Raw genomic sequence first — 23,541 nt, forward strand, 5'->3', positions numbered from 1 at the left:
CATGTTCGCAGAAGCTCTATTGCTGGCCGATCTCGAATTTCTGCCGATGCTATCTTACGGCGGCATTGCTTTCCTCGCCGTCATCGGACTGATCTTCCTGATTGTGGTGCTGCGCTATGGGGCGATCTGGTTTCAAGCGTTTGTCTCCGGCGCAGATATTAGCCTGCGCAGTTTGGTCGGCATGAGTCTACGACAAGTCCCGCCGGCGACCATCGTCACCGCGAAAATCATGGGCAAGCAAGCCGGGCTGAGCATCGACCGTCAGACCGGCATCAGCACGCAGAAGTTGGAAGCCCACTTTTTGGCAGGCGGAAATGTGATGCGTCTGATGCAAGCGTTAATCGCCGCGGATCGCGCCGGAATCGATCTCGATTTTGAACGCGCCGCCGCGATCGAACTTGCCGGCCGCGACGTATTTGACGCGGTTCGCACCAGCGTTTCGCCCAAAGTGATCGACTGTCCCACGCCGGTCGGCGGCGTCCACAAGTCGCTCAGCGCCGTCGCCAAAGATGGAGTCGAACTGTTAGTGCGCGCCCGCGTGACCGTACGAACCAATCTGGCCCAGTTGATCGGCGGCGCCACCGAAGAAACGATTGTCGCCCGCGTTTGTCAAGGGATTGTCACGGTGATCGGTTCTTCCAACACGCATATGGAAGTGTTGGAGACGCCAGCCAACATCTCGCGCGGAGTGCTGGAGCGAGGGCTCGACGCGAACACCGCGTTTGAGATTGTCTCGATTGACATTCTGGATGTCGATGTCGGCAAAAACATCGGCGCTCGTCTGCAGACCGATCAGGCCGAAGCCGACACGCGCGTCGCTCGAGCGTTGGCCGAAATACGACGCGCCGAAGCGGTCGCCTTCGAGCAGGAAATGGTCGCCAAAGTGGTCGACTGTCGCGTCGCGATGGTGCGTGCCGAAGCCCAGGTCCCCAAAGCGCTCGCGTTTGCGATTCGAGAAGGCAACTTGTACTCGACCGGCGCCCCCGTGCTGTTTCTCAATCGTTCTACCAACACGCGCCCGGTTGATGGTCTCTCGACCGACGGCCCCCTGCTGATGCCGCCGCAATCCGGCGACGACAACTAGAGCGGCGGCTTGGTCGCCAAAGTCGCGATCGTGGTGGGCGAGAACTGGTTTAATCGCGTCGCCGCATCGGACCACCAATCTTCGTAGATGTCGATCAATACGAGCCCAGCGGCGAGTTGCCCGCCGATTTGCGACTGCAGGCTATGGCTGAACTCGAGCGCTTCTCCGCCGGCCAGTTGGCGACGGCGCGTCTCGCTCAGGTCGGGGTGAATCGATTCGTCATAAGGGAGTCGATATCGGACCTGCAGCGTTTCTGTCGCCGCGTCTTCTTCATGATCGAATAGAAAATAGCTGGGGTTCATAAAGCCGGCCAGCAGGCGACCACCGGGGCGCAGTACCCGCGCCGCTTCTCTCCATACCGGCTGAATGTCACGGACAAACACGTTCGAGCAGGGATGGAAGATCAGATCGAACGAAGCGTCGGCAAAGCGAGTGAGATCGGCCATGTCTCCTTGCTCCAGACGAATCCGCAGCCCTTCCCTTTCGGCCACTAGCCGATCAAGCGCCAGTTGTTCGTCCGAAAGATCGAAACTGGTGACATCGGCGCCGGCCGCGGCCAAGGTTGGTGATTGTTGGCCGCCGCCAGACGCGAGACAGAGCACCTGCTTGCCTGGCAGATCGCCAAACCAAGACCTCGGCACGGCTTGGGTCGGCGTGAGGATCACTTGCCAGTCGCCGGCTCGCGCTCGGGCCACGGTCGCGGCATCGATGGGAAGTGACCAGGGGTTACCGCTGCGTGCGGCGTCATTCCAAGCGGCGCGATTGTGCGCCAAGATGTGATCGTCGGTCGGTCGCGTCATCGATTGGGTTCACCGCACAGAGTCTGTAAGTCGTCATACCGCCGCTATTGCGACGCAATCGATACAATTAAGGTTCGCTTTCTCGGCAGTTTTTTTGTCGATTGATGGGCGTTTTATGACAAGGGAGAGCGGAATGAGTCACGGCCAATTGCACCAGATCGTCGCAGCGCTTTACCTGATCGTCGGTTGGTGGTTCTTCGCGGGCAACTGTCTCGCTGCAGAGCCAGCCGCCGAATACCCGCCAGGTAAACTGGGAGAAGTCGTCCGGCTTGGCGAAGAGATCGTCCTGCGAACCAACGAGCATCCTCTCTCGAAACCCTATGTCGGCAACGCGCTGCGCTGCACGTCGTGTCATTTGGAAGGGGGAAAGCATCCGCAGGCAGGCAGCTTTTTGCAAACGGCCGCCGCCTATCCCGCCTGGTCGCCGCGTGAGAAACGCGTGATCACGCTCGAAGATCGCGTGCTGAACTGCTTCATGCGCAGTCAGAACGGCGTTCGTCCGCCGAACGGGAGTCAGGTCGCAGTCGCGGTGACAGCGTATATCACTTGGCTATCGACCGGCGCCGAGATCCAAATGAACGCCGAAAAGCCGCTCGGCCCCAACCATGTGCCGCCGATTGATCTTGCCGCGCATCAGCCGGCCAGTAGCGAGCGTGGCGAGATTGTCTACCTGCAGAGGTGCGCTGAGTGTCACGGCGAAGATGGCGGCGGCGATGACGACAACCCGCCGCTCTGGGGCGATCGATCGTACAACGACGGCGCCGGCCTGAGCCGCGTCGAGAAGCTGGCGCCTTGGTTGAAAGTAGCGATGCCGCTGGATGACGCGACGCTGACCGAGCAAGAAGCGATCGACGTCGCCGCGTTCGTGAACAGCTACGCGCGGCCCCACTTCAACTTGAAAGAGCACTTGCCGCCGCTGGAGAAGCGCGGTGAGTACAACGCCGAAAAGTAGGGCCTGCCGTGCCCAAAGATGTTCGGCAAAACATGCGTCGGTTAGCACGAGATTTTGCCGATTTCCGGGCGGCATTGCCACGGCGTTGAGCGGCAAAGGCGCCCGAACTCTTCGAATCGTCGCCCGCTGATTAAAAATGGAGCAACTTGTCCACTTTAGCTGCTAGGGATTTGCGCAGCACCTGGGCAAACTCATCACAGCGGTCAAATAATTGCGCGATTCCCCCCCTGCTCTGCCGATCGCAAACTTAGGTCGGCCATGCAGTTACTGTTCTTCGGGCGCCTGGCTCCCACTCGTCCATCGCTGCGATTGGCATTCTTCTTGCAAAGAGTCTGCCGACAGCCAGACGGTCGATGTTGGAACATTCTTCACGTGGGGAAACGTTGTCTCGATGGGCGCAGCTCAACAGACGTTAGTCGTGGTCGGCAACGGCATGGTGAGCCATGCTCTTTGTCAACGTCTTGTCGCTGACCGCGAAAGGCTTTCCTATTCGATCATCGTGATCGGCGAAGAGCCGCGCACGGCCTATGATCGCGTGCGGCTCACCAAATACTTTGAGACGCCGGATCCCGAGGTGTTGCAACTCGCGACGCGCCAGTGGTATGAAGACCACGGCATTCAACTGCGGACCGGCGACGCGGTGATCGAGATTGATCGCGATCGTCACGAAGTAACCTGTGCGTCGGGCGACAAGCTGGGCTACGATCGCTTGGTGATGGCGACCGGATCGCGCGCCTGGCGGCCTGATGTTCCCGGCGTCGAACTCGACGGCGTTTATCTTTACCGCACGCTCGACGATGTCGACGCGATCCGCAATCACGCACTGCGGGCAAAATCAGCGGCGGTGATCGGCGGCGGGCTGCTTGGTTTGGAAGCGGCCAAGGCGCTGCATGACTATGGGCTTGAAGTTCACATCATCGAAGTTGCGCCCGGCCTGATGCCGCGTCAACTCGACGCCGATTGCGGCGCGTTTCTCAAAGAAAAGATCGAGCAACTTGGTTGTCAGGTGCACCTCATCAAGCGTTCGACCGAAATCATCGCCGATGGTCACAGCCGCGTGCTGCAGTTCGCGAGCGGAGACTCGCTGAGCGTCGACATGGTGGTGATCTCGGCCGGCATTCGCCCGCGTGCCGAACTTGCCGCTCAGGCCGAGTTGGCGATCGGCAAGCGAGGGGGGATCGAAGTCGACGATGCGCTGCGGACCAGCGATCCGCAGATCTTTGCGATCGGCGAATGCGCCGAACATCGCGGCATGGTCTATGGTTTGGTCGGGCCCGGCATCGCGATGGCGACAACGCTGGGAGACAATTTGCTCGGCGGATCCTCCCGATTTGTCGGCGCCGATCAATCGGCCCGACTGAAACTGTTGGATATCGACGTAACTTCGTTGGGATCGCCGCTGGGAGATTCCCCGAATATCACGCTGATCGCCGCGGCGGGTGACGACTACGCGCGCAAGATCCTCTTGCTCGGCGGCAAAGCGGTCGGTGCGTTTGGCGTGGGGCCCTGGAGCGAATGTGAACGTTTGCGAACCGTGATCGACGCCGGCGGTCGTATCTGGCCTTGGCAACAAGCTCGGTTCCAGCGAACCGGCAACGTCTGGGGAAGCGATGCCAGCGTGCAACAGTGGCCCGACGGCGCGATCATTTGCAGCTGTAAGAACGTCACCAAAGGAGCGATTGATTTGGCGGTCGCCTCCGGGTGTGCGTCCGTGGCCGAAGTCGCCCATGCGACCGGCGCATCGACCTCGTGCGGATCGTGCCAACCGCTGGTGAAACAGATCTTGGGTTCATCCGAAGTTGTTACTCGCATTCCTGGGCGAAACTCGCTGTTATCCGCGTCCATCTTGACGCTCTTGGGGATGACGACGTTGCTGTTAATTGGACAAGTCGCAGCGGCCGAATCGGTCGATTCGTTTCGTTATCAGCTGTCGCTCCTGTGGCGCAATGACCTGCTCAAGCAGATCACCGGCTACGGACTGCTGGCGGTCATGTTGGCCAGCACGTTGTTTACGCTGCGGAAACGCTGGCCGCGCATGACGTGGGGCGAGTATGGCTATTGGCGCGCGTTTCACGCGATCGTTGGTTTTACAACACTGGGCGGGTTGTGGCTGCACACCGGGGGCGGGCTCGGCGCCAATTTGAACTTATGGCTATCGCTGGCGTTTATCGCGCTGGCGATCACCGGCGGTTTGACCGGCGCCGCAGCGGCGCTCGAAAGCCAATTTACCGGCGACGTCGCGATTTGGCTGCGAAAATATCGTCCCTGGATCAATCAAATTCATATTTGGATTCTGGTCCCGCTCGGCGTGTTTCTCGCATTTCATGTGACCTGCGTTTATTACTTCTAAATACGGACGAACGGCGAATCATGGCCCGATATGGCGTAGCGATCTGGGCGGCGCTGCTTACCTTGGCGGTAAGCGCACCGCTGGTCTATTCGCTGTTTGTCGTCGAGCCAAGCGTCGCGAAGTCCGTCTTTCTGCCGGGTGAAACGACGCATGGGCACTATCAAATTGAGTTGAAGTGCAGCGCCTGTCATGACGCCGGCGCCGGAGTCAACAACAACTCGTGTCGCGATTGTCATACGGCGCTTCAAGAGTACGACACGCATCCCGCGAAGAAATTTCGCGACCCGACCAACGCGCATCGTTTAGAGAAGATTGAAGCTCGCGAGTGCGTGACTTGCCATCGCGAGCATGATCCGCATGAGACGACCGCGATGGGAGTGACGATCCCCACCAACTATTGCGTCTATTGTCACGACGAGATCGCGCAATCACGACCCAGTCACGCTAACTTTGAATTCAACACTTGCACCACCTCCGGCTGTCACAACTACCACGACAACTCGGCGTTGTACGAAGACTTTTTGTTCAAGCACGACGGCGCATCGGACATCCTGGCTGATCCGCACGTCCCGTTGCTCTCTCCAGAGATAGATCCCGCCAAAAGGGTCGTCAAGCCAGATGCGCCGGCGGGAACAAAATACGACGCAACGCTCGAAACAGATTGGCGCGAAACGGCCCATGCCGCCGCCGGCGTCAACTGTGCCGGGTGCCACGCGCAGCCGGTGGAAAAAGGTGGAACGGCCAAATGGCGCGAACAGCTAACGACGCACGACTGCGAAACGTGTCACCAGAGCGAGCATGCCGGGTTTCTGCAGGGGATGCACGGAATGCGGATTGCGGCCGGTTTGTCGCCGATGACTCCAGAGCAAGCGCGATTGCCCATGAAAGCGGCGGCCGCGCATCGCGAGCTGAGTTGCACGTCGTGTCACGATGATCATCGGTTTGATACGCAACACGCGGCGGTCAACGCTTGTTTGAATTGTCATGACGATGAACATTCGCAAGCCTATCAAGCCTCTTCCCATTTCGAACTCTGGAAAGCGGAAGTCGCCGGCACGGCGCCGGCCGGTTCCGGCGTCAGCTGTGCGACGTGTCATCTGCCGCGCGTCGAGGAAGGACGCCGCGTCACCGTTCAACACAATCAAAACGCGAACCTGCAGCCCAACGAGGCGATGGTTCGCTCGGTCTGCCTGAACTGCCATGGGTTGCAGTTTTCGCTCGACTCGCTGGCCGACACCCAACTGCTGGAAAACTGTTTTCAGGCGAAGCCGACCGTGCATGTCGAGAGCCTGGAAATGGCCAAGGCCTGGTTCGAAGCGAAAGAGCGAGAGAAACAGGCGAGAAACCGCAAACAGTCAAGCGACTGACGAGCCAAGTGGTTATTCCATCGAACATATCCCAAAGGAGCTAGAAGCATGTCATTACGAAATTGCAGCGTACTCTGGTTGTGCGCGATTACGACGATCGTTGGGGGACTGACCGGCTGCGGGCCAGCCGCGGGAGGCGCTGTTGGAGTACCGTCGACCGCAGGCGGCGGCATCTCGCCGAAGAAATTTGCGGATGCGGTTCACTCGGTCATGATGGCCGACCGAACCGTCTATACCAAGCATGTCGTCAATCGCTTGAAGAGTCAGGAGAGCTCGGTCACTCCGAGCGAATATTGGAAGGACGAAGACGACACGATTCCGCTGCCGGCGCAGATGTTTCGGATGGGATCAGAAATCGTCGCCGACGATGAGGACGCAGGCTTCCAGTACGCTCTGAAATCAAAGTGGCCGCTTAACGATCAGAACAAAGCGGCGACGCCGGTCGAAATCGAGGCGCTCGAATATGTCGCCGAGCATGACGATAACTTTTATGGTGAAGAAGAACTCGCCGGCCAGAAGTATCTGGTCGCGGTCTACGCCGACAAAGCGGTCGCCAACGCTTGCTTCGATTGCCACAACAATCATCCGAATCGAGGCGCAGAATTCCCCGAGTTCAAAATGGGGGACACGATGGGGGGAGTGATTGTCCGCGTGCCGATCGACTAGCGTCGGCTCGTCGCTTGTTCGGCGAGAGAAGATTACGCCGGCGATCGCCGCGCTGGCCAGCCGCCATCACGACTACGGCGTAAAGGCGGAGGACTACCAACCGGTCGGCGCCGCGTTGTTGGGGCGCTCGACCAAAGTTTGGAGATGCGTTCACGCCGGAAACGAATGAGGCCTGGACCGTGGTTTACACGACCCTCGCCGGAGCGATGATCACGGCCTGCGAAGCGGCGCCGTAGTCGGATCGCTCTTTGGGGAGCGATCACTCGGCAATTTTTTCAAACCGCGGAATCGTTTTACCGTCCATCTCGACTGTTTCGGCAAACATCGCGGCTGGCCGGACCCAAAGACCATGCGGGGGATATTCTTGGCGATAGACGACCAGCAGTTCTTCGGTTTCGCTGTGCCGTGCGACGCCGAGCACGGTATATTCCGGCCCTTTGTAGTGGCGATAACGGCCAGGGGAAATATGGGCGTCCATGGTGCGGTTCCCGTCGATAGGATTAATTCTGGAGAGTGGCCAAGTTAATGGTCGCGGCGGCTCTTTCAATTGATATCATGAATGCGCAACGGCCGTCAGGCCGCGCAAACTTTCAATCAGGCTGCGCGAAAAACGGGCATTTGCCCTTGGGGACTTTTTGTCCGAGGGCAAAATAAACAGCGCAAACGATTGAAAACAGTTAATTTGCGATTCATTTCCGTCCTTGTGACGACGTGGCACAGAACGTGCTACTTTCACCCTACGCTGAGAAAACCCCATCGAAGCGCAGGAGCCGCACGTCATGCAACAACAAACATCCATGGAACAAATTAACGGAGTTTCGGAGTACGACGTCGGCGATTTTTACGACGAAATGTTCGCGCACGATTCGTCGCCTCGCGACAATTGCAACTTACTCTACAAACGGGTCATCGGTCTGACGTCGCTGGATCTGCAGCGTCGCAAATTGGCGGCCGAGCGATCAATGGTGCGTCTTGGGATCACTTTCAACGTCTATGGAGACGAAGAAGGGACCGAGCGGATCATTCCTTTCGATATTCTCCCGCGGATTATCAACGCCGACGAGTGGCAATGGGTCACCGACGGCCTGAAGCAGCGCATCGCCGCGTTGAATCTATTTATCGGCGACATTTACAGCGATCAGAAGATCCTAAAAGATCGCGCGATTCCCGAACATGTCGTCCGTTCCGCCGCTTCCTTCCGACCGCAATGCGTGGGGCTAAAGCCTCCCAAGGGGATCTGGTGTCATATCACCGGAACCGACCTGGTGCGGGATCAAGAGGGAAAGTTCTACGTTCTCGAAGACAACCTGCGCTGCCCGTCCGGCGTTTCCTACGTTCTGCAAAATCGCCAGTTGATGAAGCAGGCGTTTCCCGATCTGTTTGAATCGCTGTCGGTCCGCCCGATTGACGACTATTGCGGCAAGCTGCTCGACGCGCTCAACTATTTGGCGGAAGACCGGACCGATACTCCCACCGTGGGCGTGCTGACGCCGGGGGTCTACAACTCCGCCTATTTCGAGCATTCGTTCCTGGCCCAGCAGATGGGGGTCGATCTGGTCGAAGGCCGCGATCTGGTCGTGCAAGACAAAAAAGTCTACATGCGCACGACGAAGGGACTGGCTCGGATCGATGTCTTGTATCGTCGCATTGACGACGATTTTATCGATCCGAAAGTCTTCCGTGAAGATTCGCTGCTAGGCGTGCCTGGTCTGATCGAAGCTTATGAGGCCGGCAACATCGCTCTGGCGAACGCGCCCGGCACTGGAATCGCCGACGACAAGGTCGTTTACGCCTATGTGCCGGAGATGATCAAGTATTATCTGGGTGAAGACCCGATCTTGTCGAACGTCCCGACTTTTGTATGTTGGGACGAGAAGCAACGCGATCATGTGCTGAAAAATCTGGATAAGTTTGTCGTTAAGCCGGCCAATGAGTCAGGCGGATACGGCATGCTGATCGGCCCCCGATCAACCCGCGAAGAACAAGCGAAATTCGCCGACTTGATCAAAGCCAATCCACGCAATTACATCGCCCAACCGACGCTTAGTCTCTCCCGAGCGCCGGTGATTATTGAGGATCACCTGGAAGGACGTCACGTCGACTTGCGACCGTTTATCATCTACGGTCGCGACGTATTCGTGCTGCCAGGCGGATTAACCCGAGTCGCTTTGAAAAAGGGCTCACTCGTGGTTAACTCCTCGCAAGGCGGCGGGAGCAAAGATACCTGGGTTGTTGAGGAACTGCCGTAATGCTGAGCCGCGTCGCGGAATCCATCTATTGGATGAGCCGTTACGTGGAACGCGCCGAGAACGTGGCGCGTTTCATTTCCGTCAATCTAAACCTCAGCATGGATCTGGCCTCGGAGGGGCATCAGCAATGGCTACCTTTGGTGACCACGACCGGTGACGACAAGCTGTTCTACGAACACTACGACGCACCGACCAAGCGAAACGTGCTGCAGTTTCTGACGTTCGATCGCAACAATCCGAACTCGATTTTGTCGTCGCTCGTCGGAGCGCGAGAATGCGCTCGTAGCATTCGCGAGGTGATCTCGGCCGAGATGTGGGAGCACATCAACAACTTTTACCTGATGGTGAAAGATGTCGGCGGCGCCGACGGCGTCAGCGAAGAGCAACTCGTTTTCTACGAGCAAATCCGAGCCTCGGGACAGCACTTTATCGGCATCACCGACGCGACGATGACCCATGGCGAAGGTTGGCACTTTGGTCAATTTGGACGCTTCATGGAACGCGCCGACAAAACGTCGCGTATCCTGGACGTCAAGTACTATATCTTGCTGCCGAGCCCGCAACATGTCGGTTCGCCGTTTGACGAATTGCAGTGGTCCGCCCTGCTCCGTTCGGCCAGCGCTTTTGAGATGTATCGCCAGCGTTATGGGCGAATCATTCCGGCCAACATTGTCAGCTTCCTCGTGTTGGATCGCGCCTTTCCGCGCGCCATCCTGCATTGCCTGTCGAAGGCGAACGATTCGTTGCACGCGATCTCCGGCTCCGATCCAGAAAGCTTCAGCAATCTGCCGGAACAACGACTCGGTCAGCTACGCGCCAGCCTGGCGTTCACCAGCGCCGACGACATCATCAATCGCGGCATGCACGAATTTGTCGACGACATGCAGCGCCGCGTCAACGCCGTAGGATTGGCGCTCTCCAATACCTTTTTCGCGCGAGAAGCCGACGTGGCGTAACGCCGTGCGGCTGCCAGAATACGGGTCGCGACTCTCTCTTTGTAGTTGGCTGCGCCCGCTTTAAAGCTGCGCCATTTAGCAATTCGCGAAGTATTGAACACCGCTGAAGAACGGTAAAGCACGGCCAGAATCAACCGAAAATCATCACACTAGCCCGCCAGCGCCAGCGAGGGAATGCGGTTCGCCACTTCAATCCGAGCGGGGATCGCCAACCGCTTTCCCTTGCTGGCGCAACGCTCTAGTGTTCGCTTGATTCGAAAAACGGCAACTTCCAAGATTGCGCTTCGGGCTACGAAGAATTAGAGATCTACCGGCCTACGACTGCGACTGTGATTGGGTCGCCGTCGGCTCCAGTGGTTCTACATCGACTGAGACGCTCATCATGTGGGCGCCGCCGCCGACGACGACTCCTTGGATCGGCGTGACGTCTTCAAAGTCACGCCCCCACGCGTTGGTGACATGGTCGGTGCTGCACAACATGTCGTTGGTCGGGTCCAGATCGACCCAACCAGTTTTGTCGCCGCAATAAGCCGAAAACCAAGCGTGCGACGCGTCGGCGCCAACCAAACGAGGTTTGCCCGGCGGCGGCAACGTGCGGAGATAGCCGCTGACGTAACGCGCCGGCAAGCCCAGCGAACGCAGGCAGCCGATCGCGATGTGGGCGAAGTCTTGGCAAACGCCATGTCGGTTGGCGAACGCTTCGGCGACTGGCGTTTGAATGGTGGTCGCGGACGAATCGTATTTGAAATCGGTCCGGATCCGCTTGGTCAATTCTCGCGCTGCGTCATAGATCGGACGATTCTTGGTGAACGAAATCTTGGCGTATTCCTGCAGTTGATCCAGCATCGGAATGTGTCGCGATTTGAAGGCGAACTGCAAGACCGAGAGGATCCGCGGCGTGCCGGGGCGAAACTCCGCGACGATTTGTTCCCAGGGAGGATTGTCTTCGATCGGCGGCGGCGGCGAGACGTCGACCCGACTCGTCGCGACGATGGTCAGTCCATCGTGCGGCTCGGTGACTGAGAAGTAGTCGACCCGGTTGTTGAAATAGTCGCGGCGATTGACGATGGTCGGCGGCGACGGCTGGACGGTCAGGCGGTACTCGTGAACGGCCTGGCGAGGAAAATTGGCCGGGGCCAGATGAACCAGGTTATGACAGACCGAGGCCGGCTCGGCGTAGGAGTATTTCGTCGTGTGCGAAATGCGATATTGCATACGTCGTCGCGTTGACCGTTTAGGAACGAATCTCGGTAAGTTGCACTTGGGCGCCGGCGTGCACCAAATAGCGATTGGACAATGCGTCCGCAAGTTTTGGCAAGAGCGACTCAATGTCTTGCAGCAGCAGACTGAGCGGAGCGTTGGGATTGAGATCTTCCGATTCTCGGAAAGCAGTCACGTCGCACATTCGCGTTTCGTTCAACAGCGTCATCGCTAGTCGCTGCTCTAGCGAAAACAGTCCTGAACTCGTGTTATGAGGCAATGCGTTCACATGGTCAAGCAGTTGCACCAACTGCCGAGCGATCGAACGCGGATTGGTTTCATCGGTCAGCAGCAGGTCGAGCACCGCCGGCATCTGGACATCGGCCAGATAACGCGAGCGATAAGTCATCGAACTGTCGGAGATTTCCAGCAACGCTTCCAGGATCGCCGTCAGATCGCCGGTCGGCTCGATCAGACAATTGCGGAGCAGCCGAACTTGCTGCAGCGCTCGCTCGATGCGACGCCCCATATCGAGGAAGTAATAGATCTGCGTCCGCGTCATGCTTTCCGACACGATACCGCTAAACGCCGCCAGATCGAGGATCAAATCATCCAATAGCGTCAGCAAGTCAGACAGATCCCACTGACCGACGGCCGGTGGCGTAAAACTTTTATCGATGCGATGCAAAATCCGCCAACTGTCGGACGAAACGCGATCGCGTGAGCGCGTCGTCAGGCGGAAGATCTCGGTCACGATCGCGCGCAAGCTGAACGAGTCGCTCGCATCAAACACGGCCGGCGGCAACGCCGTTTCGAGCGGCGGCAGTTGTTTCCGAATTTCTTCGATGCCGTAACCGGTTTCAATCTGGCCGATGTCGGCCAGCGCTCGCAGCAGCGCCGGCGTTTCGGGCTGTTCTTCCAAGATCGATTCGCTGGTCAGACGCACGATCGTCGCGCGCAGCAAGCGAGCGCAAACGTCGGCGCGTTCCAGATTGCGACCGAGCCAGAACAAGTTCTCGGCGACGCGACTGGGAAGCTCGCCGCCGGTCCGTTTCAGATCAATCGGTCCGCCCGCTTTTTTCAGCAACGAAACGCGATTGACCGGACCTTGCGAAAGGATCCACGCGTCTTTACTTTTTTCGCCGGCCAGGATCGACATTTCGAGCGGATCAGGCGCCGCCGAAACGCGAACGAGTCCCCCCTGCATCACTTCAAAATCATCGCCGGATGCGACGGCGAACGCACGCATCGCGATCGGCGCGGGAGCGATGCCCTGCGATTTCCAGACGGGACAAGTCGAACGCTTGACGACTTCTTGCCCCACGTACTGGTGGGGGTCGGAGCGAATCATCTTGATCGTCGCTTCCCGCGACTGATTGCGCACCATGTTGGCGAACGCCAACTCGCGGCCACGCATGCGATAAGAGCGTTTGACGATCAGCGTATCGAGATTGGCGAGCACATGATCCATCTGGCCAGGATCGCCGCACCACCAGGTTGCGACGCCTGGCATGAGCAGCGGTTCGCCAAACAACTCCTGGCAAAGCTTCGGCATGAAAGCCATAAAGATCGGCGACTCGACCAGTCCCGAGCCGAGCGGATTGATCACCGCGACGTTGCCGTTACGCGAAGCTTGCAGCAGGCCGGGAACCCCTTCGGCGGTATGGCTCAACTCAAGCGAGTCGCATTGATCGCTGTTGGGGCGACGAATAATGACGTCGACCTGGATCAACCCGCCGAGCGTTTTCAGCATCACTCGGTGATTGCGAATCGCCAGGTCGGAGGCTTCGACCAACGTATATCCGAGATACCGCGCCAGGTAAGCGTCTTCAAAGTAGTTGGGGCCGCCGGAGCCCTGACTGAGAATGACTACGCGCGGATTTTCGACGCGGGGGGCCGCGGCGGCGACCGCGCGCTTGAACGCGAGAAAGTATTGGGCGAGACGCTGCACGTTCGCTTGATGGAAGATCGTCGGTAACGTACGCGACTGAATCAGGCGATTCTCCAGTACGAAACCGGCGCCGGAAGGAGCTTCGGTCCGATCGGCCAGCACCCACCATTTGCCGTTCGGCGCACGAGCCATATCGGCGGCGTAAAAATGCAAAAAATGATTGGCCGGCGGTCGCTGGCGATGGAACGGTCGGCAAAAGCCGGGATGGCTAAACACGACTTCCGGCGGCAGCACGCCGCTTTTCATCAGCTCTTGATGACCGTAGATGTCGGTCAAAATCGCTTCCAACAGCCGCGCACGTTGCTGCAGTCCCTTGACCGCGATGTCCCAGTCTTCGCTCGCGATGAGCAATGGAATGGGATCAAGCTCCCAGGGACGAGCCTCCTTTTCGTTTTCTTTCCACGAGCTGTACGCCAAGCCGTTACGGTTTAGCGCGCGATTCGCTTGCTGCCAGCGTCGTTTGAAGCCCTCGACGCCGAGCCCTTCAATCGCTTGGACAAAAGGGCGCCAGGCGCCGCGCACTCCGCTGGCGTCATACAATTCGTCGTAGACCCCTTCTCCTTTCCGATATTGGGAAAAGAGAGCAGGTGTCGGCGGCGCGTTCGGGGAAGCATTCGACACGGGGCGTTCGTTCGACAATGGTGGGGGCGTCGTCGTCGACGGATCAGTCGACGGATCAAATGGATCGCGACGAAGCGGGCTCACTTCCGTACCGTTTTACCCCGGCGTAAATCTAACGTGAAGGGGAAGTCAGAATTCGGTTCATCTTGCGGCATCGGCATTTTGCCTGCAGTATGCCCCATTTGGTGGAAGCGTGCGGCTCGGCGCGATTCGGCTTCAAAGGCATTCACCGGAAACGACTCTGGATTATTTCCGCCGGGGTGGCCCACAAAGTATCGGCACCCGCCGAGCGAACGCTGTTGCCAAATGTCAAACAAGTCGAACGTCAGCGGTTCGTCGACCGGAATTGTCGGATGCAAGCATGACGGCGGCTGCCAGGCCCGATAGCGGACGCCTGCCGCAAATTGCCCTTGTACCCCAGTCGGATGAAGCGGCACTTTGCGGCCATTACAGGTAATCATGTAGCGGTCTGGGGTCATCCCGTCGACACGCACCTGAAGTCGTTCAATCGACGAGTCGACGTAGCGAGCGGTTGCGGCGGCGCCCTGCTCTTCTCCCAGCACGTACCAAGGTTCGATCGCGGTTCGAAGTTCGATGTTTACGCCGCGCTGCGTAAAGTGCCCGATCTTGGGGAACTTGAATTCGAAGTGAGGAGCAAACCACTCGGCCTTTATATCAAAAGCGTGTTGGTTCGTTTCCAGAATGACGTCTTCAAAGTCTTGCCAGACAAAGTACGGCAACATAAAGCGGTCGTGCAGCGTCGTATCCCAATCGACCAGCGGCGTGCGATACGGATCCTCGAGGAAGCGGCAGACCAGCGAACGCAGCAACAGTTGCTGCGTCAGGCTCATACGAGCATGCGGCGGCATTTCAAACGCACGGAACTCGAGCAGGCCGCGACGGCCGGAACTGCTGTCAGGCGAAAAGAGCTTGTCGATGCAAAACTCAGAGCGATGCGTGTTGCCGGTCATGTCGACCAACAAGTTGCGGAAGATTCGATCGACCATCCACGGAGGACATTCGCCGCTTTCGGGAATTTGCTCAAACGCGATTTTCAACTCGTAAATCGAGTCGCGACGACCTTCGTCAACGCGCGGCGCTTGCGAGGTCGGGCCGATGAACGAACCGCTGAACAAGTACGACAGCGAAGGGTGATTGTGCCAATAGGCGACCAAACTGCGAAGCAAGTCAGGACGCTTCAGGAAAGGACTATCGGCGGGAGTCGGGCCGCCGATGACGACGTGATTTCCGCCGCCGGTGCCGGTGTGGCGCCCATCTTGGTTGAACTTTTCGGTTCCTAGACGCGAGTAATGCGCATCTTCGTAAACGCCGGTGGTGATATCGACCAACTGATCCCAGTTGTGGGCCGGTTGAATGTTGACTTCGATCACGCCGGGATCGGGAGTCACGCTGAAGCTGTTGATCCGATCATCGTGCGGCGGCAAATAGCCTTCGATCACGACCGGAACATTCAACTCTTTGGCCGTTTGTTCGATCGCGGTCATCAAATCAAGATAGGCTTCGATCCGGTCGAGCGGCGGGCAGAAGACATGCAGACGTCCTTCGCGAGCTTCGATGCAGAGCGCGGTCCGTATGACGGACGAATCGTACGTGGTGCTGTCCCAGGCAGCGCTTTGGCCGTTACCACCGCCGCCGCCGCCGGTTGACGCAGGTCGTCCATCGCCGAGCGATTGGCCATGCATCGCTTGGCCAGGACGCACGCCGCCGAGTCCGCCGTTGCTATGCGTGCGAGCGTAGATGGGCGCATGCGACGCGCCGGCCAGCATTTCCATCCCGCTGTGGCGAGCTACGAGTTCTTCGTGCGACATCAGCGAAGTTCGCTCGGCCAACGGATCCAGCGGGAAAAGAATCGAACGTTCGTTTTTCGTTTCCCAAATCAGTGAGTCGAGCGGCAGGCGCAATCCCATCGGCGAGTCGCCGGGGACGAGGAACAATTCCTCAGAACGAACTACCCACTCGCCGCTGATCCAGCGAGGCGTCGGCTCCCAATGGGCGAATTGCAGCGGCAGGATAACGCCGACCGGGCTGGTGAGCCCTTGTTCGAAGATCCGCGCCATGCGCAGACGCTCTTCTTTGTCTTCCAGTTTGGAATCTTTGGGATTCACGTTCGCCGGCATCCGCCGTTCGCGCCACGCATAGTAAAACGCGTCTTCATAGGCGAAGCTGACATGCTGCGGATTGACCTGGATCTTTTCGGCCAGGATCACGCCAAATTCTTTCGCGACGTCCGCCGTATGGCCGTAGTCGACATGATCGACAGCGAACAGTTCTGGGTTTTCCCAGATTGGTTGTCCATCTTCGCGCCAATAACAGCGGAACGCCCAGCGCGGAAGCGGCTCGCCGGGATACCATTTGCCCAGGCCATAATGGAGCAGACCGCCGGGTGAAAAGCGATTGAACAAGCGACGCATCAGGTTGTCGGCCAGGCGGCGCTTGGTGGGGCCGACCGCGGCGGTGGTCCACTCGTCCCCTTCCATGTCATCGATCGAGACAAACGTCGGCTCGCCGCCCATCGTCATTTTGACGTCGGCTTGATCGAGACGCTGATCGACTTCTCCGCCGAGAGCGTAGATCTTCTCCCACTCTTCTTCGGTGTACGGTTTGGTGACGCGCGGATCTTCTCGAAAACGTGATACGTTCATCGAGAAGCTGAAGTCCACCTTCTCACACGCCTCGTGACCGCCGTCGATCGGCGCGGCGCTGATCGGCGAAGGAGTGCACGCGAGCGGAATATGTCCTTCACCGGCCAACAGACCCGAGGTCGCGTCGAGTCCGATCCAACCGGCGCCAGGCAGAAAGACTTCCGCCCAAGCGTGCAAGTCGGTGAAGTCGATTTCGGTGCCGGAGGGGCCGTCCAACGATTTGACGTCCGGCTTCAACTGAATGATGTAACCCGAAGCGAAGCGAGCCGCGAAGCCAAGGTTGCGCAGCGTCTGCACCAACAACCAGGCCGAGTCGCGACACGAACCGCGACGGAGCGTCAACGATTCTTCTGGCGTTTGCACGCCGGGCTCCATCCGGATTTCGTATTCCAGCTCTTGGTGGATGCGTTGATTCAGGTCGACGACAAAGTCGATCGTCTTCCGCGGCGTCCGATCGATCGACTGCACCAACTCATTCAAGAGCGGACCAGCCGGTTCCTTTTCGAGGAACGGCAGGAGATCGGCCTTCAGCGCCGCTTCGTAAGCGAAGGGGTACATCTCCGCTGCGGGCTCAATGAAGAAGTCGAACGGATTGATCACCGTCATCTCGGCGATCAAGTCGATATCAACCCGGAAATGATCGACCGGCTCGGTGAAGACGACGCGGCCGACGAAGTTGCCGAACGGATCTTGCTGCCAGTTCAGGAAGTGAGCATTCGGGCTGATCGTTAGCGAATAGCTGTGAATCGGCGTACGACAATGGGGCGCTGGCCGCAGACGAATGGTTTGCGGGCCCATCCCAATATGACGGTCGTATTGATAAAAGGTCGAATGGTGCAGCGCGGTCAGAATCGCCATCGTGGTAGTGCCTTTGCGTGCGTCGCGGCTATTTTGCTTTGGGTGGGGTGGGGAAAGCTTCTATGCTATCAAGCAAATCTTGGGCCCCGCTCTAATTTTGCTCTAAGTTAGGTCCAGGCAAAACTTTCCGGGCGTTTTTTGCCTAAATTTAAAGCACCATGCGCGCTCGTGTCGCGAAATAACGATTGGCGCGTCGGAATCCTACAGACGTGAATCGTTTGCGCTTGACATAGTTGCTCCCACCCTTGATAATTGCACTGCACATGAGATCGAGTCTCATTTTCTGAAGAGTACGCTTCAATATGCAGATTGCTCAAGAATATACGGTCAACACCGTTTACGCTTCCACGGATGGAGAGCGCACTGCTGTGGTTGTTTGCACCAACGACGCTGGCGATAGCCACATCGAGGTGCGACAGCAGTCATGGGGGGGCGATCGCGTCGGCTGGTTTACCCAGTCCAGCATTCGTCTCGCCGCCGATCAATTGGCGCCGATGCGTCAGGCCCTCGGACAAGCTGGTGCGATGCCGCAAATGGTCGCCGAATCCAAAAAAGAACGCCGGATCGCTGGAGAGCGCCCCGACGTCTTTGCGTCTCATTTGAAAGTCTGGCAAGCCGAATCGGCCTAATAATTCGGCTTCTAACCTGTTGCGGTCGATTCCTAGCGTGAAAGTACGCAGGAATCGAGTGAGCAGTGCACCGCCAAACGTTTATTTCATGCACAATCATTGCCACGCAAGGCCGTGGCAATGGTCCCCAAAAATTAGGCTGCGGTAGACTGCTAGCCGACTTTGCTGGTCGATTTGCCGCTGGCGGCCGAACCGGGGTGATCCTTCAGGATCAGTGAAATGTGGTCGACCCCTTCTTGCTCTTCGAGCAGGATATCTTCGAGCAAAATCACCAACGGGCGATCTTTGCCGTCGACCATCTTCAGCACTTCGGTGTACAGCGCGACCGCTTTCGACTCGAATTCGAGCCCGATTTCTAGCAGTTCGGTCAGGTCGGTCGACTGTTTGACCGGATTGCGTTCGACGGTCGGAACACCGCCTAGGGCCGAAATCTTCTGGCCGATCTTCTTGGCGTGGCCAAACGATTCTTTGGCGCTGTCCAGGAACATGTCGGAGTAAACTTCACGCATCAGGCCGGTTACGACGAAACCAGCTTGCGAGTATTGAGCGACTCCGGTCCACTCGTGCCGCAAAATGTCGTTCAACTTGTCGATGACTGTTTGGTCCATGATTGTCTCTCCTTACTGGGCGTATGTATTGCTGGCGGCAGACGCCGAAAAAGTCAGGCGCCCTTTGGCTCGCGGTTAGTCTCAACTTCTACTCTTATCCTAGCGTTCTTTCGGCGGCTGTCGAGAATGGGCTAAGTCTTTATGACGTAGGGGCTTAGTTTTCTTCAAAAAGATAGCCTGTCTCATTTGCGCCTTGATTGATGCGTTCGTGTGGGGTGATTCAGTCTCAATAAGTTTGCGACTCTCGGCGATCTGATCGACAAAGTGGTGGGCGGACCGGCGATCGGCCGCTTACAATGACGCCAGAAATCATCACCTTGCGACGGCTGACGGAGCGCACACCTGGATGTACCTCGTTGAAAATCCCGTGCTGCAGCGGGAATTGCTGGTCAATTTGCGGACGGTTCGCTCGTTCGTCTTGTTGTTTCTGTTTCATGTCTTGTTGGCAGGCGTCGTCTATGCGGCCTGGCCGCAGGTCGAACGCTGGGATCCCGAAGGAAACCGGGCCGAAGCGCAGAAGCTGTTCAATCTCTTTTTTCTCGGCCAGTTCATCCTCGCGTCGATGATGGCGCCCAGCTTCGCCGCCGGTGCGCTGACCGGAGAAAAAGAGCGGAAGACTTACGAAATGCTGCTGGCCAGTCCGCTGAAGCCGGGCGCAATTGTCATCGGCAAGCTGATGGCGTCGCTCGCGCACTTGGCGCTGCTGATCTTTACGTCGCTGCCGATCGTGCTGCTCTGTTTGCCGTTGGGAGGGGTTTCGCTGTACGAAGTGATCGCCGCCTACTTTCTGTTGATGGTCGCGGTCGCGACCTTTGGCATGATTAGCGTCGCGTGCAGCAGTTACTTTCAGCGGACCGCTTCGTCGCTGGTCGTCTCGTATCTGGTTATCTTGCCGATTGCGCTGGTTGGCGCGATGTTCTGGCAATCGTTCCAAGGCTCTGGCGCTACGCGACTCGCCGTCTTGTTGGCGTTTGTGCCGCTCGCTTCGGTCGCGATTTGCGGCGTCCTGTTTGCAATCACCAGCCGGCGCTTGCTCTATCCGCCGGATGTCGGCAGCGAAGGGGGCGAGGTCGTCGATCTTGATAAAGAAGCGGAAGAAGCGGTCGGCTTGGTGATCCAGCGCGATCAGTTTCCAGACCGATTGTTCGCACCTCCCAAACGCACGAAGTTGTTGGAAGACAACGCCAACCCGGTCTACGAGAAGGAGATTCATAGCGAGATCTTCGCGCAAGGAACGTTGATGCTGCGGGTCGTGATCCAGGTCAGCATGGTGCTGGCGATCCCGTTGATGGCGATCTGCTTGTACATCTGGCCGCACAACGCGCCTTATTACATTTCGTACGTCGTGCTGTTCAACATGTTGGTCGGCCCGGTCTTTTCCGCCGGCAGCATTACGTCAGAACGAGAGCGACAAACGCTCGACTTGTTGCTGACGACCGAGATTTCCCCTTGGCAGATCCTCTCGGGCAAGTTGCTGGCCGGGCTGCGCGTCTCGACGGTGCTGACCGGCTTTTTGTTGTGGCCGCTGCTGTTGGCCTGCGTGATGGTGACTCACTATTGGGAGAACTTCACGTCGGTGCTGGGCTATCTGGTGATCATCGCGCTGACCTGTTTCACTTCTTCGATGCTCGCGTTGTTCGCGTCGGTCAACTTCCGCAAGACGGCCCATAGTTTGATGACGACCTACCTGGTGATCATCACCATGTTCGCCGGTCCGCTGGCGTTCGCCTACTTCGCCGATTTGGCGTTCGGGCAGACTCCGCTCGATGCGCCTGCCGAGGTCATTGCGACCAACGCCGCGATTGTCTCTTGGGCCGATCGCTTGACAATCATTAGCCCCTTCGCCGCAACCTGGAACGTGCCGATGTCGTTTCAAGTGGGCGACCAGTCGCAGAGCATTGTCGGCAGTTGGGTCAAGTTCGGCTACTACGCGGCGTTTACGTCGCTGCTAAATCTGGCGCTGTTTTGCTCCATGACCTGGCTATTCAATCGTCGTTGGCGCGTCGCCGAATAAAAAACGACAGCCGTCCGCCTGGTGGAATCGGCTGTCGAATGGGCGACCCTTGCGGGCGCCGCCATCGATTATGCGTATGCGTATGCGTTGCGACTAACAACGTTTGCAAAACTCGTCGATTTCTTTCTCGGCATCTTCTTTGGCTGTGCCGTAACGCTCTTGGATACAGCCGGCCAACTCTTCACGCTTGCCGTTAACGCGATTCAGGTCGTCATCGGTCAGCTTGCCCCATTGCTGTTGGGCTTTGCCTTTGAATTGCTTCCAATTTCCTTCGATCTGATCCCAGTTCATTGTTGGATCCTTGTAAAAAAGAGCAGGTACGCAAAAGGGGTGACTCAGGAAGCGGTTGGCGAACCGCCGGTCAACGGCAGGACATGTCCAGTGAGGTAACTCGAGTCCGCCGCTGAAGCCAAGAAGACATAAGCCGGGGCGATTTCTTCGGGTTGAGCCGGACGCCCCATCGGCGTTTTGCCTCCAAAGTTGACGGTCTCCTCGTCGGGACGCTCGGCAGGATTCAGCGGAGTCCAGACGGGACCCGGTGCGACGCAATTGACCCGGATGCCGCGGTCCAAGAGATTTTGCGCCAACGATTTTGTGAATGCGTGAATCGCCCCTTTGGTCGCGGCGTAGTCGAGCAAACTGCCGCTCCCTTCCAGGCCGACGATCGAACCCGTGTTGATGATCGCCGAACCAGGCGGCATGTACGGGACGGCCGTTTTGCAAATATGGAACATGGCGATCGCGTTGGTCCGAAACGTGCGATCGATCTGGTCGCTGGAGATCTCTTCGAGCCCGTCGCGATGTTTTTGATAGGCGGCGTTATTGACCAAAATGTCGATGCGGCCAAACTCTTGATGCGTCCATTCGACGGCTTGTTTGCAAAAATCGACGTCGCAAATGTCGCCGGCCAAAAGCAAGACGCGCCGTCCCAGGGCTTCGATCGCTTGTTTCGTTTCGGCCGCGTCGTTTTGTTCTTCGGGCAAATAGAGAATCGCGACGTCGGCGCCTTCGCGAGCGAAAAGGTAGGCGACTGCACGACCAATTCCGGAGTCTCCTCCCGTAATCAACGCAACGCAGTTTTCCAACTTGCCTGCCGCGCGATATTGCTGGGCTTCAAATTGCGGGCTCGGCGACATCTCGCGTTCCAGTCCCGGCGGACTCATGTTTTGGGGGGGGAACGGTGGACGAGGTTCATCAATTTTCGTAGCCATACGTGATCACTCTCCGTACAAAAATAGATCCCGGCGAGGAAGTAATTCAGCAGTTTGCAAACGCTGCGCCGTCCGGCGAAAATCGAGCTATCGGGAGCAAAAACAGCTTGATATCGCGAGAAAAAGCGAGAGTTCGCGGAACGCTCGTGGGCCTGGTGGTCGTTCCGTTTGGACGTGCGGCAATCAGCCAGGATCGTCGACAAGCGAAGTTCGCAAGAAAAATTGGTCAACCAGAGCCAGACGCCGTAATGGCGAGTTGCGTGCGACCTCTTTACGCCCGACAATGGAGCGGGCGTTTGTCAGTACCGACTGCCCGGAATCGCTTAGCCAGATAGAATAAAGATGACCATCGAGATTGCGGAGAACTATGAAGCCGATTTGTTGCAAGTCACCGCGTCGGGCAAGCTGACCAGCGCCGACTATGCGACGTTTGTGCCGGCGGTGGAAGGGATGATCGAAGAAGTAGGTCGCGTCCGCATCTTATTCGTGATGGACCAGTTTGAAGGCTGGGACGCCGGCGCGGCGTGGGAAGATACGAAGTTCGCGGTCGAACATTATCACCACATTCGCAAGGTCGCGCTGATCGGCGAGTCGAGCTGGGAGAAATGGATGGCCGTGATCTGCAAGCCGTTCACAGCAGCCGAGATCCATTTCTTTGGACCGGACCAACGAGCCGAAGCCTTCGAATGGCTCGAGGACTGATGGATGCTGGAGTTCCGTGAAGAACTCCGTTCTGAGTTTTTCAACCGACGGTCAGTCGTGACTCAGCGGATTGGCGTCGACCGAAGGGGCCCCCCCCATCATGCGGAACGGATTAATCAGCGTTCCAAACATGTCGTCGAGCGAATTGTTCGTGTCTTTCAAAATCACGATACGATCGCCGGGCCGCAGCGAATAATCGTATTCCATCGGAACTTGTTTCGAGAGGTGATCGTATCCCGAGACCAGCTTTTGCGGCGGCGCTCCGGGGTAGGCCGGCAAGCGACTAATCGCGACATGAAAGCGATGGAACTTGCGATTCGCACGCGAAGCGTCGATCGCCGTTTGCACGGTTGCGCCTTCGGTCAGCGGCAGCTTTTTCGTTTCGCCGCGATGTTCTTCATCGACTAGTTCCACAATGTATTGCGGTCCCCCGGCGGCAGCCGTCGCATTTTGTTCGGCGGTTTGTTTGGCCAATGGAATGCCGCTGCATCCGCCGCCGACAAGCAAGATCGCCAGAACGGGCAACGTAAAGAGCGGCAATCGTCTCGATTCGGATAGCATGTGCGTCGATCCTTCCTCATAAACCCGGTGCTAGCAGCGAGGCTTCCATTCCTCTTACCGGCTTATCAATACACATCGACCCTTTTTGTGGCAGACTTT

General features: G+C 57.9%; 20 protein-coding genes. 11 read left to right on the forward strand and 9 right to left on the reverse strand.

Annotated features, from left to right (window positions below):
* Nucleotide 1: 1 nt before the first annotated feature.
* On the forward strand, nucleotides 2–1,084 hold the full coding sequence (gene floA, locus DSM3645_RS10495) for a flotillin-like protein FloA (protein WP_002652126.1): 1,083 nt from the start codon (nucleotides 2–4) through the stop codon (nucleotides 1,082–1,084).
* Here floA and DSM3645_RS10500 read toward each other — a convergent pair.
* A complete protein-coding gene (locus DSM3645_RS10500; protein ID WP_002652127.1) occupies nucleotides 1,081–1,884 on the reverse strand; it encodes a class I SAM-dependent methyltransferase in 804 nt (267 codons plus the stop codon). The genes floA and DSM3645_RS10500 overlap by 4 nt on opposite strands.
* 133 nt (nucleotides 1,885–2,017) lie before the next feature.
* On the opposite strand from DSM3645_RS10500, the gene DSM3645_RS10505 reads away from it, so the two are divergent.
* The 5 genes from DSM3645_RS10505 to DSM3645_RS10525 all read left to right on the forward strand — a co-directional run bounded on the left by DSM3645_RS10505 (nucleotide 2,018) and on the right by DSM3645_RS10525 (nucleotide 7,388).
* Complete coding sequence (locus tag DSM3645_RS10505; protein ID WP_002652128.1) at nucleotides 2,018–2,836, forward strand: c-type cytochrome; 819 nt, start codon at nucleotides 2,018–2,020, stop codon at nucleotides 2,834–2,836.
* A gap of 391 nt (nucleotides 2,837–3,227) precedes the next feature.
* Nucleotides 3,228–5,186 carry an FAD-dependent oxidoreductase gene (locus tag DSM3645_RS10510; protein WP_002652129.1) on the forward strand — a complete coding sequence of 653 codons (1,959 nt, stop codon included), beginning with the start codon at nucleotides 3,228–3,230 and terminating at the stop codon, nucleotides 5,184–5,186.
* A gap of 20 nt (nucleotides 5,187–5,206) precedes the next feature.
* Entirely contained in the window at nucleotides 5,207–6,553 is a 1,347-nt protein-coding gene (locus tag DSM3645_RS10515; RefSeq protein ID WP_002652130.1) for an ammonia-forming cytochrome c nitrite reductase subunit c552, read from the forward strand.
* 48 nt (nucleotides 6,554–6,601) lie between these two features.
* Nucleotides 6,602–7,219: a Tll0287-like domain-containing protein gene (locus DSM3645_RS10520; RefSeq protein WP_081444788.1), complete on the forward strand. Its 618-nt coding sequence runs from the start codon at nucleotides 6,602–6,604 to the stop codon at nucleotides 7,217–7,219.
* Nucleotides 7,197–7,388: a hypothetical protein gene (locus DSM3645_RS10525; RefSeq protein ID WP_002652132.1), complete on the forward strand. Its 192-nt coding sequence runs from the start codon at nucleotides 7,197–7,199 to the stop codon at nucleotides 7,386–7,388. The genes DSM3645_RS10520 and DSM3645_RS10525 overlap by 23 nt, the downstream gene beginning before the upstream one ends.
* A gap of 90 nt (nucleotides 7,389–7,478) precedes the next feature.
* On the opposite strand, the gene DSM3645_RS10530 is transcribed toward DSM3645_RS10525, so the two are convergent.
* The gene (locus DSM3645_RS10530) at nucleotides 7,479–7,697 is read right to left on the reverse strand and encodes a DUF1653 domain-containing protein (protein WP_002652133.1); all 219 of its coding nucleotides are present in this window, start codon (nucleotides 7,695–7,697) and stop codon (nucleotides 7,479–7,481) included.
* A gap of 301 nt (nucleotides 7,698–7,998) precedes the next feature.
* Here DSM3645_RS10530 and DSM3645_RS10535 point away from each other — a divergent pair, with 301 nt between their 5' ends.
* Nucleotides 7,999–9,468: a circularly permuted type 2 ATP-grasp protein gene (locus tag DSM3645_RS10535; protein ID WP_002652134.1), complete on the forward strand. Its 1,470-nt coding sequence runs from the start codon at nucleotides 7,999–8,001 to the stop codon at nucleotides 9,466–9,468.
* Nucleotides 9,468–10,424, forward strand: coding sequence for an alpha-E domain-containing protein (locus DSM3645_RS10540; protein ID WP_002652135.1), 957 nt, complete (start codon nucleotides 9,468–9,470; stop codon nucleotides 10,422–10,424). The genes DSM3645_RS10535 and DSM3645_RS10540 overlap by 1 nt, the downstream gene beginning before the upstream one ends.
* 315 nt (nucleotides 10,425–10,739) lie before the next feature.
* Here the strand turns inward: DSM3645_RS10540 and DSM3645_RS10545 are convergent, their stop codons facing one another.
* The 3 genes from DSM3645_RS10545 to DSM3645_RS10555 form a co-directional block, all read right to left on the reverse strand.
* Nucleotides 10,740–11,639, reverse strand: coding sequence for a transglutaminase family protein (locus DSM3645_RS10545; protein ID WP_002652137.1), 900 nt, complete (start codon nucleotides 11,637–11,639; stop codon nucleotides 10,740–10,742).
* Between the two features lie 19 nt (nucleotides 11,640–11,658).
* Nucleotides 11,659–14,196 (reverse strand): circularly permuted type 2 ATP-grasp protein, encoded by a 2,538-nt coding sequence (locus tag DSM3645_RS10550; protein WP_161603321.1) that lies wholly within the window; start codon nucleotides 14,194–14,196, stop codon nucleotides 11,659–11,661.
* A gap of 80 nt (nucleotides 14,197–14,276) precedes the next feature.
* Nucleotides 14,277–17,717, reverse strand: a complete 3,441-nt coding sequence (locus tag DSM3645_RS10555) for a transglutaminase family protein (protein WP_002652139.1) — start codon at nucleotides 17,715–17,717, stop codon at nucleotides 14,277–14,279.
* A gap of 302 nt (nucleotides 17,718–18,019) precedes the next feature.
* On the opposite strand from DSM3645_RS10555, the gene DSM3645_RS10560 reads away from it, so the two are divergent.
* Nucleotides 18,020–18,346, forward strand: coding sequence for a hypothetical protein (locus DSM3645_RS10560; RefSeq protein WP_002652140.1), 327 nt, complete (start codon nucleotides 18,020–18,022; stop codon nucleotides 18,344–18,346).
* Nucleotides 18,347–18,498: 152 nt separating this feature from the next.
* On the opposite strand, the gene DSM3645_RS10565 is transcribed toward DSM3645_RS10560, so the two are convergent.
* Nucleotides 18,499–18,954, reverse strand: coding sequence for a ferritin-like domain-containing protein (locus tag DSM3645_RS10565; RefSeq protein WP_002652141.1), 456 nt, complete (start codon nucleotides 18,952–18,954; stop codon nucleotides 18,499–18,501).
* Nucleotides 18,955–19,300: 346 nt separating this feature from the next.
* Here DSM3645_RS10565 and DSM3645_RS10570 point away from each other — a divergent pair, with 346 nt between their 5' ends.
* A complete protein-coding gene (locus DSM3645_RS10570) occupies nucleotides 19,301–20,968 on the forward strand; it encodes an ABC transporter permease (RefSeq protein ID WP_002652142.1) in 1,668 nt (555 codons plus the stop codon).
* A gap of 93 nt (nucleotides 20,969–21,061) precedes the next feature.
* Here DSM3645_RS10570 and DSM3645_RS10575 read toward each other — a convergent pair whose 3' ends face one another.
* Both DSM3645_RS10575 and DSM3645_RS10580 read right to left on the reverse strand, forming a co-directional pair.
* On the reverse strand, nucleotides 21,062–21,259 hold the full coding sequence (locus DSM3645_RS10575) for a CsbD family protein (protein ID WP_002652143.1): 198 nt from the start codon (nucleotides 21,257–21,259) through the stop codon (nucleotides 21,062–21,064).
* A gap of 44 nt (nucleotides 21,260–21,303) precedes the next feature.
* A complete protein-coding gene (locus tag DSM3645_RS10580) occupies nucleotides 21,304–22,179 on the reverse strand; it encodes an SDR family oxidoreductase (protein ID WP_040351763.1) in 876 nt (291 codons plus the stop codon).
* Nucleotides 22,180–22,521: 342 nt separating this feature from the next.
* Between DSM3645_RS10580 and DSM3645_RS10585 the strand changes: the two genes are divergently transcribed.
* Nucleotides 22,522–22,881, forward strand: a complete 360-nt coding sequence (locus DSM3645_RS10585; RefSeq protein ID WP_002652146.1) for a SpoIIAA family protein — start codon at nucleotides 22,522–22,524, stop codon at nucleotides 22,879–22,881.
* Nucleotides 22,882–22,932: 51 nt separating this feature from the next.
* On the opposite strand, the gene DSM3645_RS10590 is transcribed toward DSM3645_RS10585, so the two are convergent.
* Entirely contained in the window at nucleotides 22,933–23,442 is a 510-nt protein-coding gene (locus tag DSM3645_RS10590; RefSeq protein ID WP_002652147.1) for a hypothetical protein, read from the reverse strand.
* Nucleotides 23,443–23,541 lie beyond the last annotated feature (99 nt).

The organism is Blastopirellula marina DSM 3645, from assembly GCF_000153105.1.
Taxonomy (GTDB): Bacteria; Planctomycetota; Planctomycetia; order Pirellulales; family Pirellulaceae; genus Blastopirellula; species Blastopirellula marina.

Excerpts from the sequence above, each read along its gene's own strand:
- DSM3645_RS10575 (WP_002652143.1), bottom strand. The coding sequence starts at position 21,259 with ATGAACTGGGATCAGATCGAAGGAAATTGGAAGCAATTCAAAGGCAAA.
- DSM3645_RS10500 (WP_002652127.1), bottom strand. The coding sequence starts at position 1,884 with ATGACGCGACCGACCGACGATCACATCTTGGCGCACAATCGCGCCGCT.
- DSM3645_RS10555 (WP_002652139.1), bottom strand. The coding sequence starts at position 17,717 with ATGGCGATTCTGACCGCGCTGCACCATTCGACCTTTTATCAATACGAC.
- DSM3645_RS10560 (WP_002652140.1), top strand. The coding sequence starts at position 18,020 with ATGCAGATTGCTCAAGAATATACGGTCAACACCGTTTACGCTTCCACG.
- DSM3645_RS10590 (WP_002652147.1), bottom strand. The coding sequence starts at position 23,442 with ATGCTATCCGAATCGAGACGATTGCCGCTCTTTACGTTGCCCGTTCTG.
- DSM3645_RS10520 (WP_081444788.1), top strand. The coding sequence starts at position 6,602 with ATGTCATTACGAAATTGCAGCGTACTCTGGTTGTGCGCGATTACGACG.
- floA (WP_002652126.1), top strand. The coding sequence starts at position 2 with ATGTTCGCAGAAGCTCTATTGCTGGCCGATCTCGAATTTCTGCCGATG.
- DSM3645_RS10545 (WP_002652137.1), bottom strand. The coding sequence starts at position 11,639 with ATGCAATATCGCATTTCGCACACGACGAAATACTCCTACGCCGAGCCG.
- DSM3645_RS10540 (WP_002652135.1), top strand. The coding sequence starts at position 9,468 with ATGCTGAGCCGCGTCGCGGAATCCATCTATTGGATGAGCCGTTACGTG.
- DSM3645_RS10515 (WP_002652130.1), top strand. The coding sequence starts at position 5,207 with ATGGCCCGATATGGCGTAGCGATCTGGGCGGCGCTGCTTACCTTGGCG.
- DSM3645_RS10510 (WP_002652129.1), top strand. The coding sequence starts at position 3,228 with ATGGGCGCAGCTCAACAGACGTTAGTCGTGGTCGGCAACGGCATGGTG.
- DSM3645_RS10585 (WP_002652146.1), top strand. The coding sequence starts at position 22,522 with ATGACCATCGAGATTGCGGAGAACTATGAAGCCGATTTGTTGCAAGTC.
- DSM3645_RS10505 (WP_002652128.1), top strand. The coding sequence starts at position 2,018 with ATGAGTCACGGCCAATTGCACCAGATCGTCGCAGCGCTTTACCTGATC.
- DSM3645_RS10535 (WP_002652134.1), top strand. The coding sequence starts at position 7,999 with ATGCAACAACAAACATCCATGGAACAAATTAACGGAGTTTCGGAGTAC.
- DSM3645_RS10530 (WP_002652133.1), bottom strand. The coding sequence starts at position 7,697 with ATGGACGCCCATATTTCCCCTGGCCGTTATCGCCACTACAAAGGGCCG.
- DSM3645_RS10570 (WP_002652142.1), top strand. The coding sequence starts at position 19,301 with ATGTACCTCGTTGAAAATCCCGTGCTGCAGCGGGAATTGCTGGTCAAT.
- DSM3645_RS10580 (WP_040351763.1), bottom strand. The coding sequence starts at position 22,179 with ATGGCTACGAAAATTGATGAACCTCGTCCACCGTTCCCCCCCCAAAAC.
- DSM3645_RS10565 (WP_002652141.1), bottom strand. The coding sequence starts at position 18,954 with ATGGACCAAACAGTCATCGACAAGTTGAACGACATTTTGCGGCACGAG.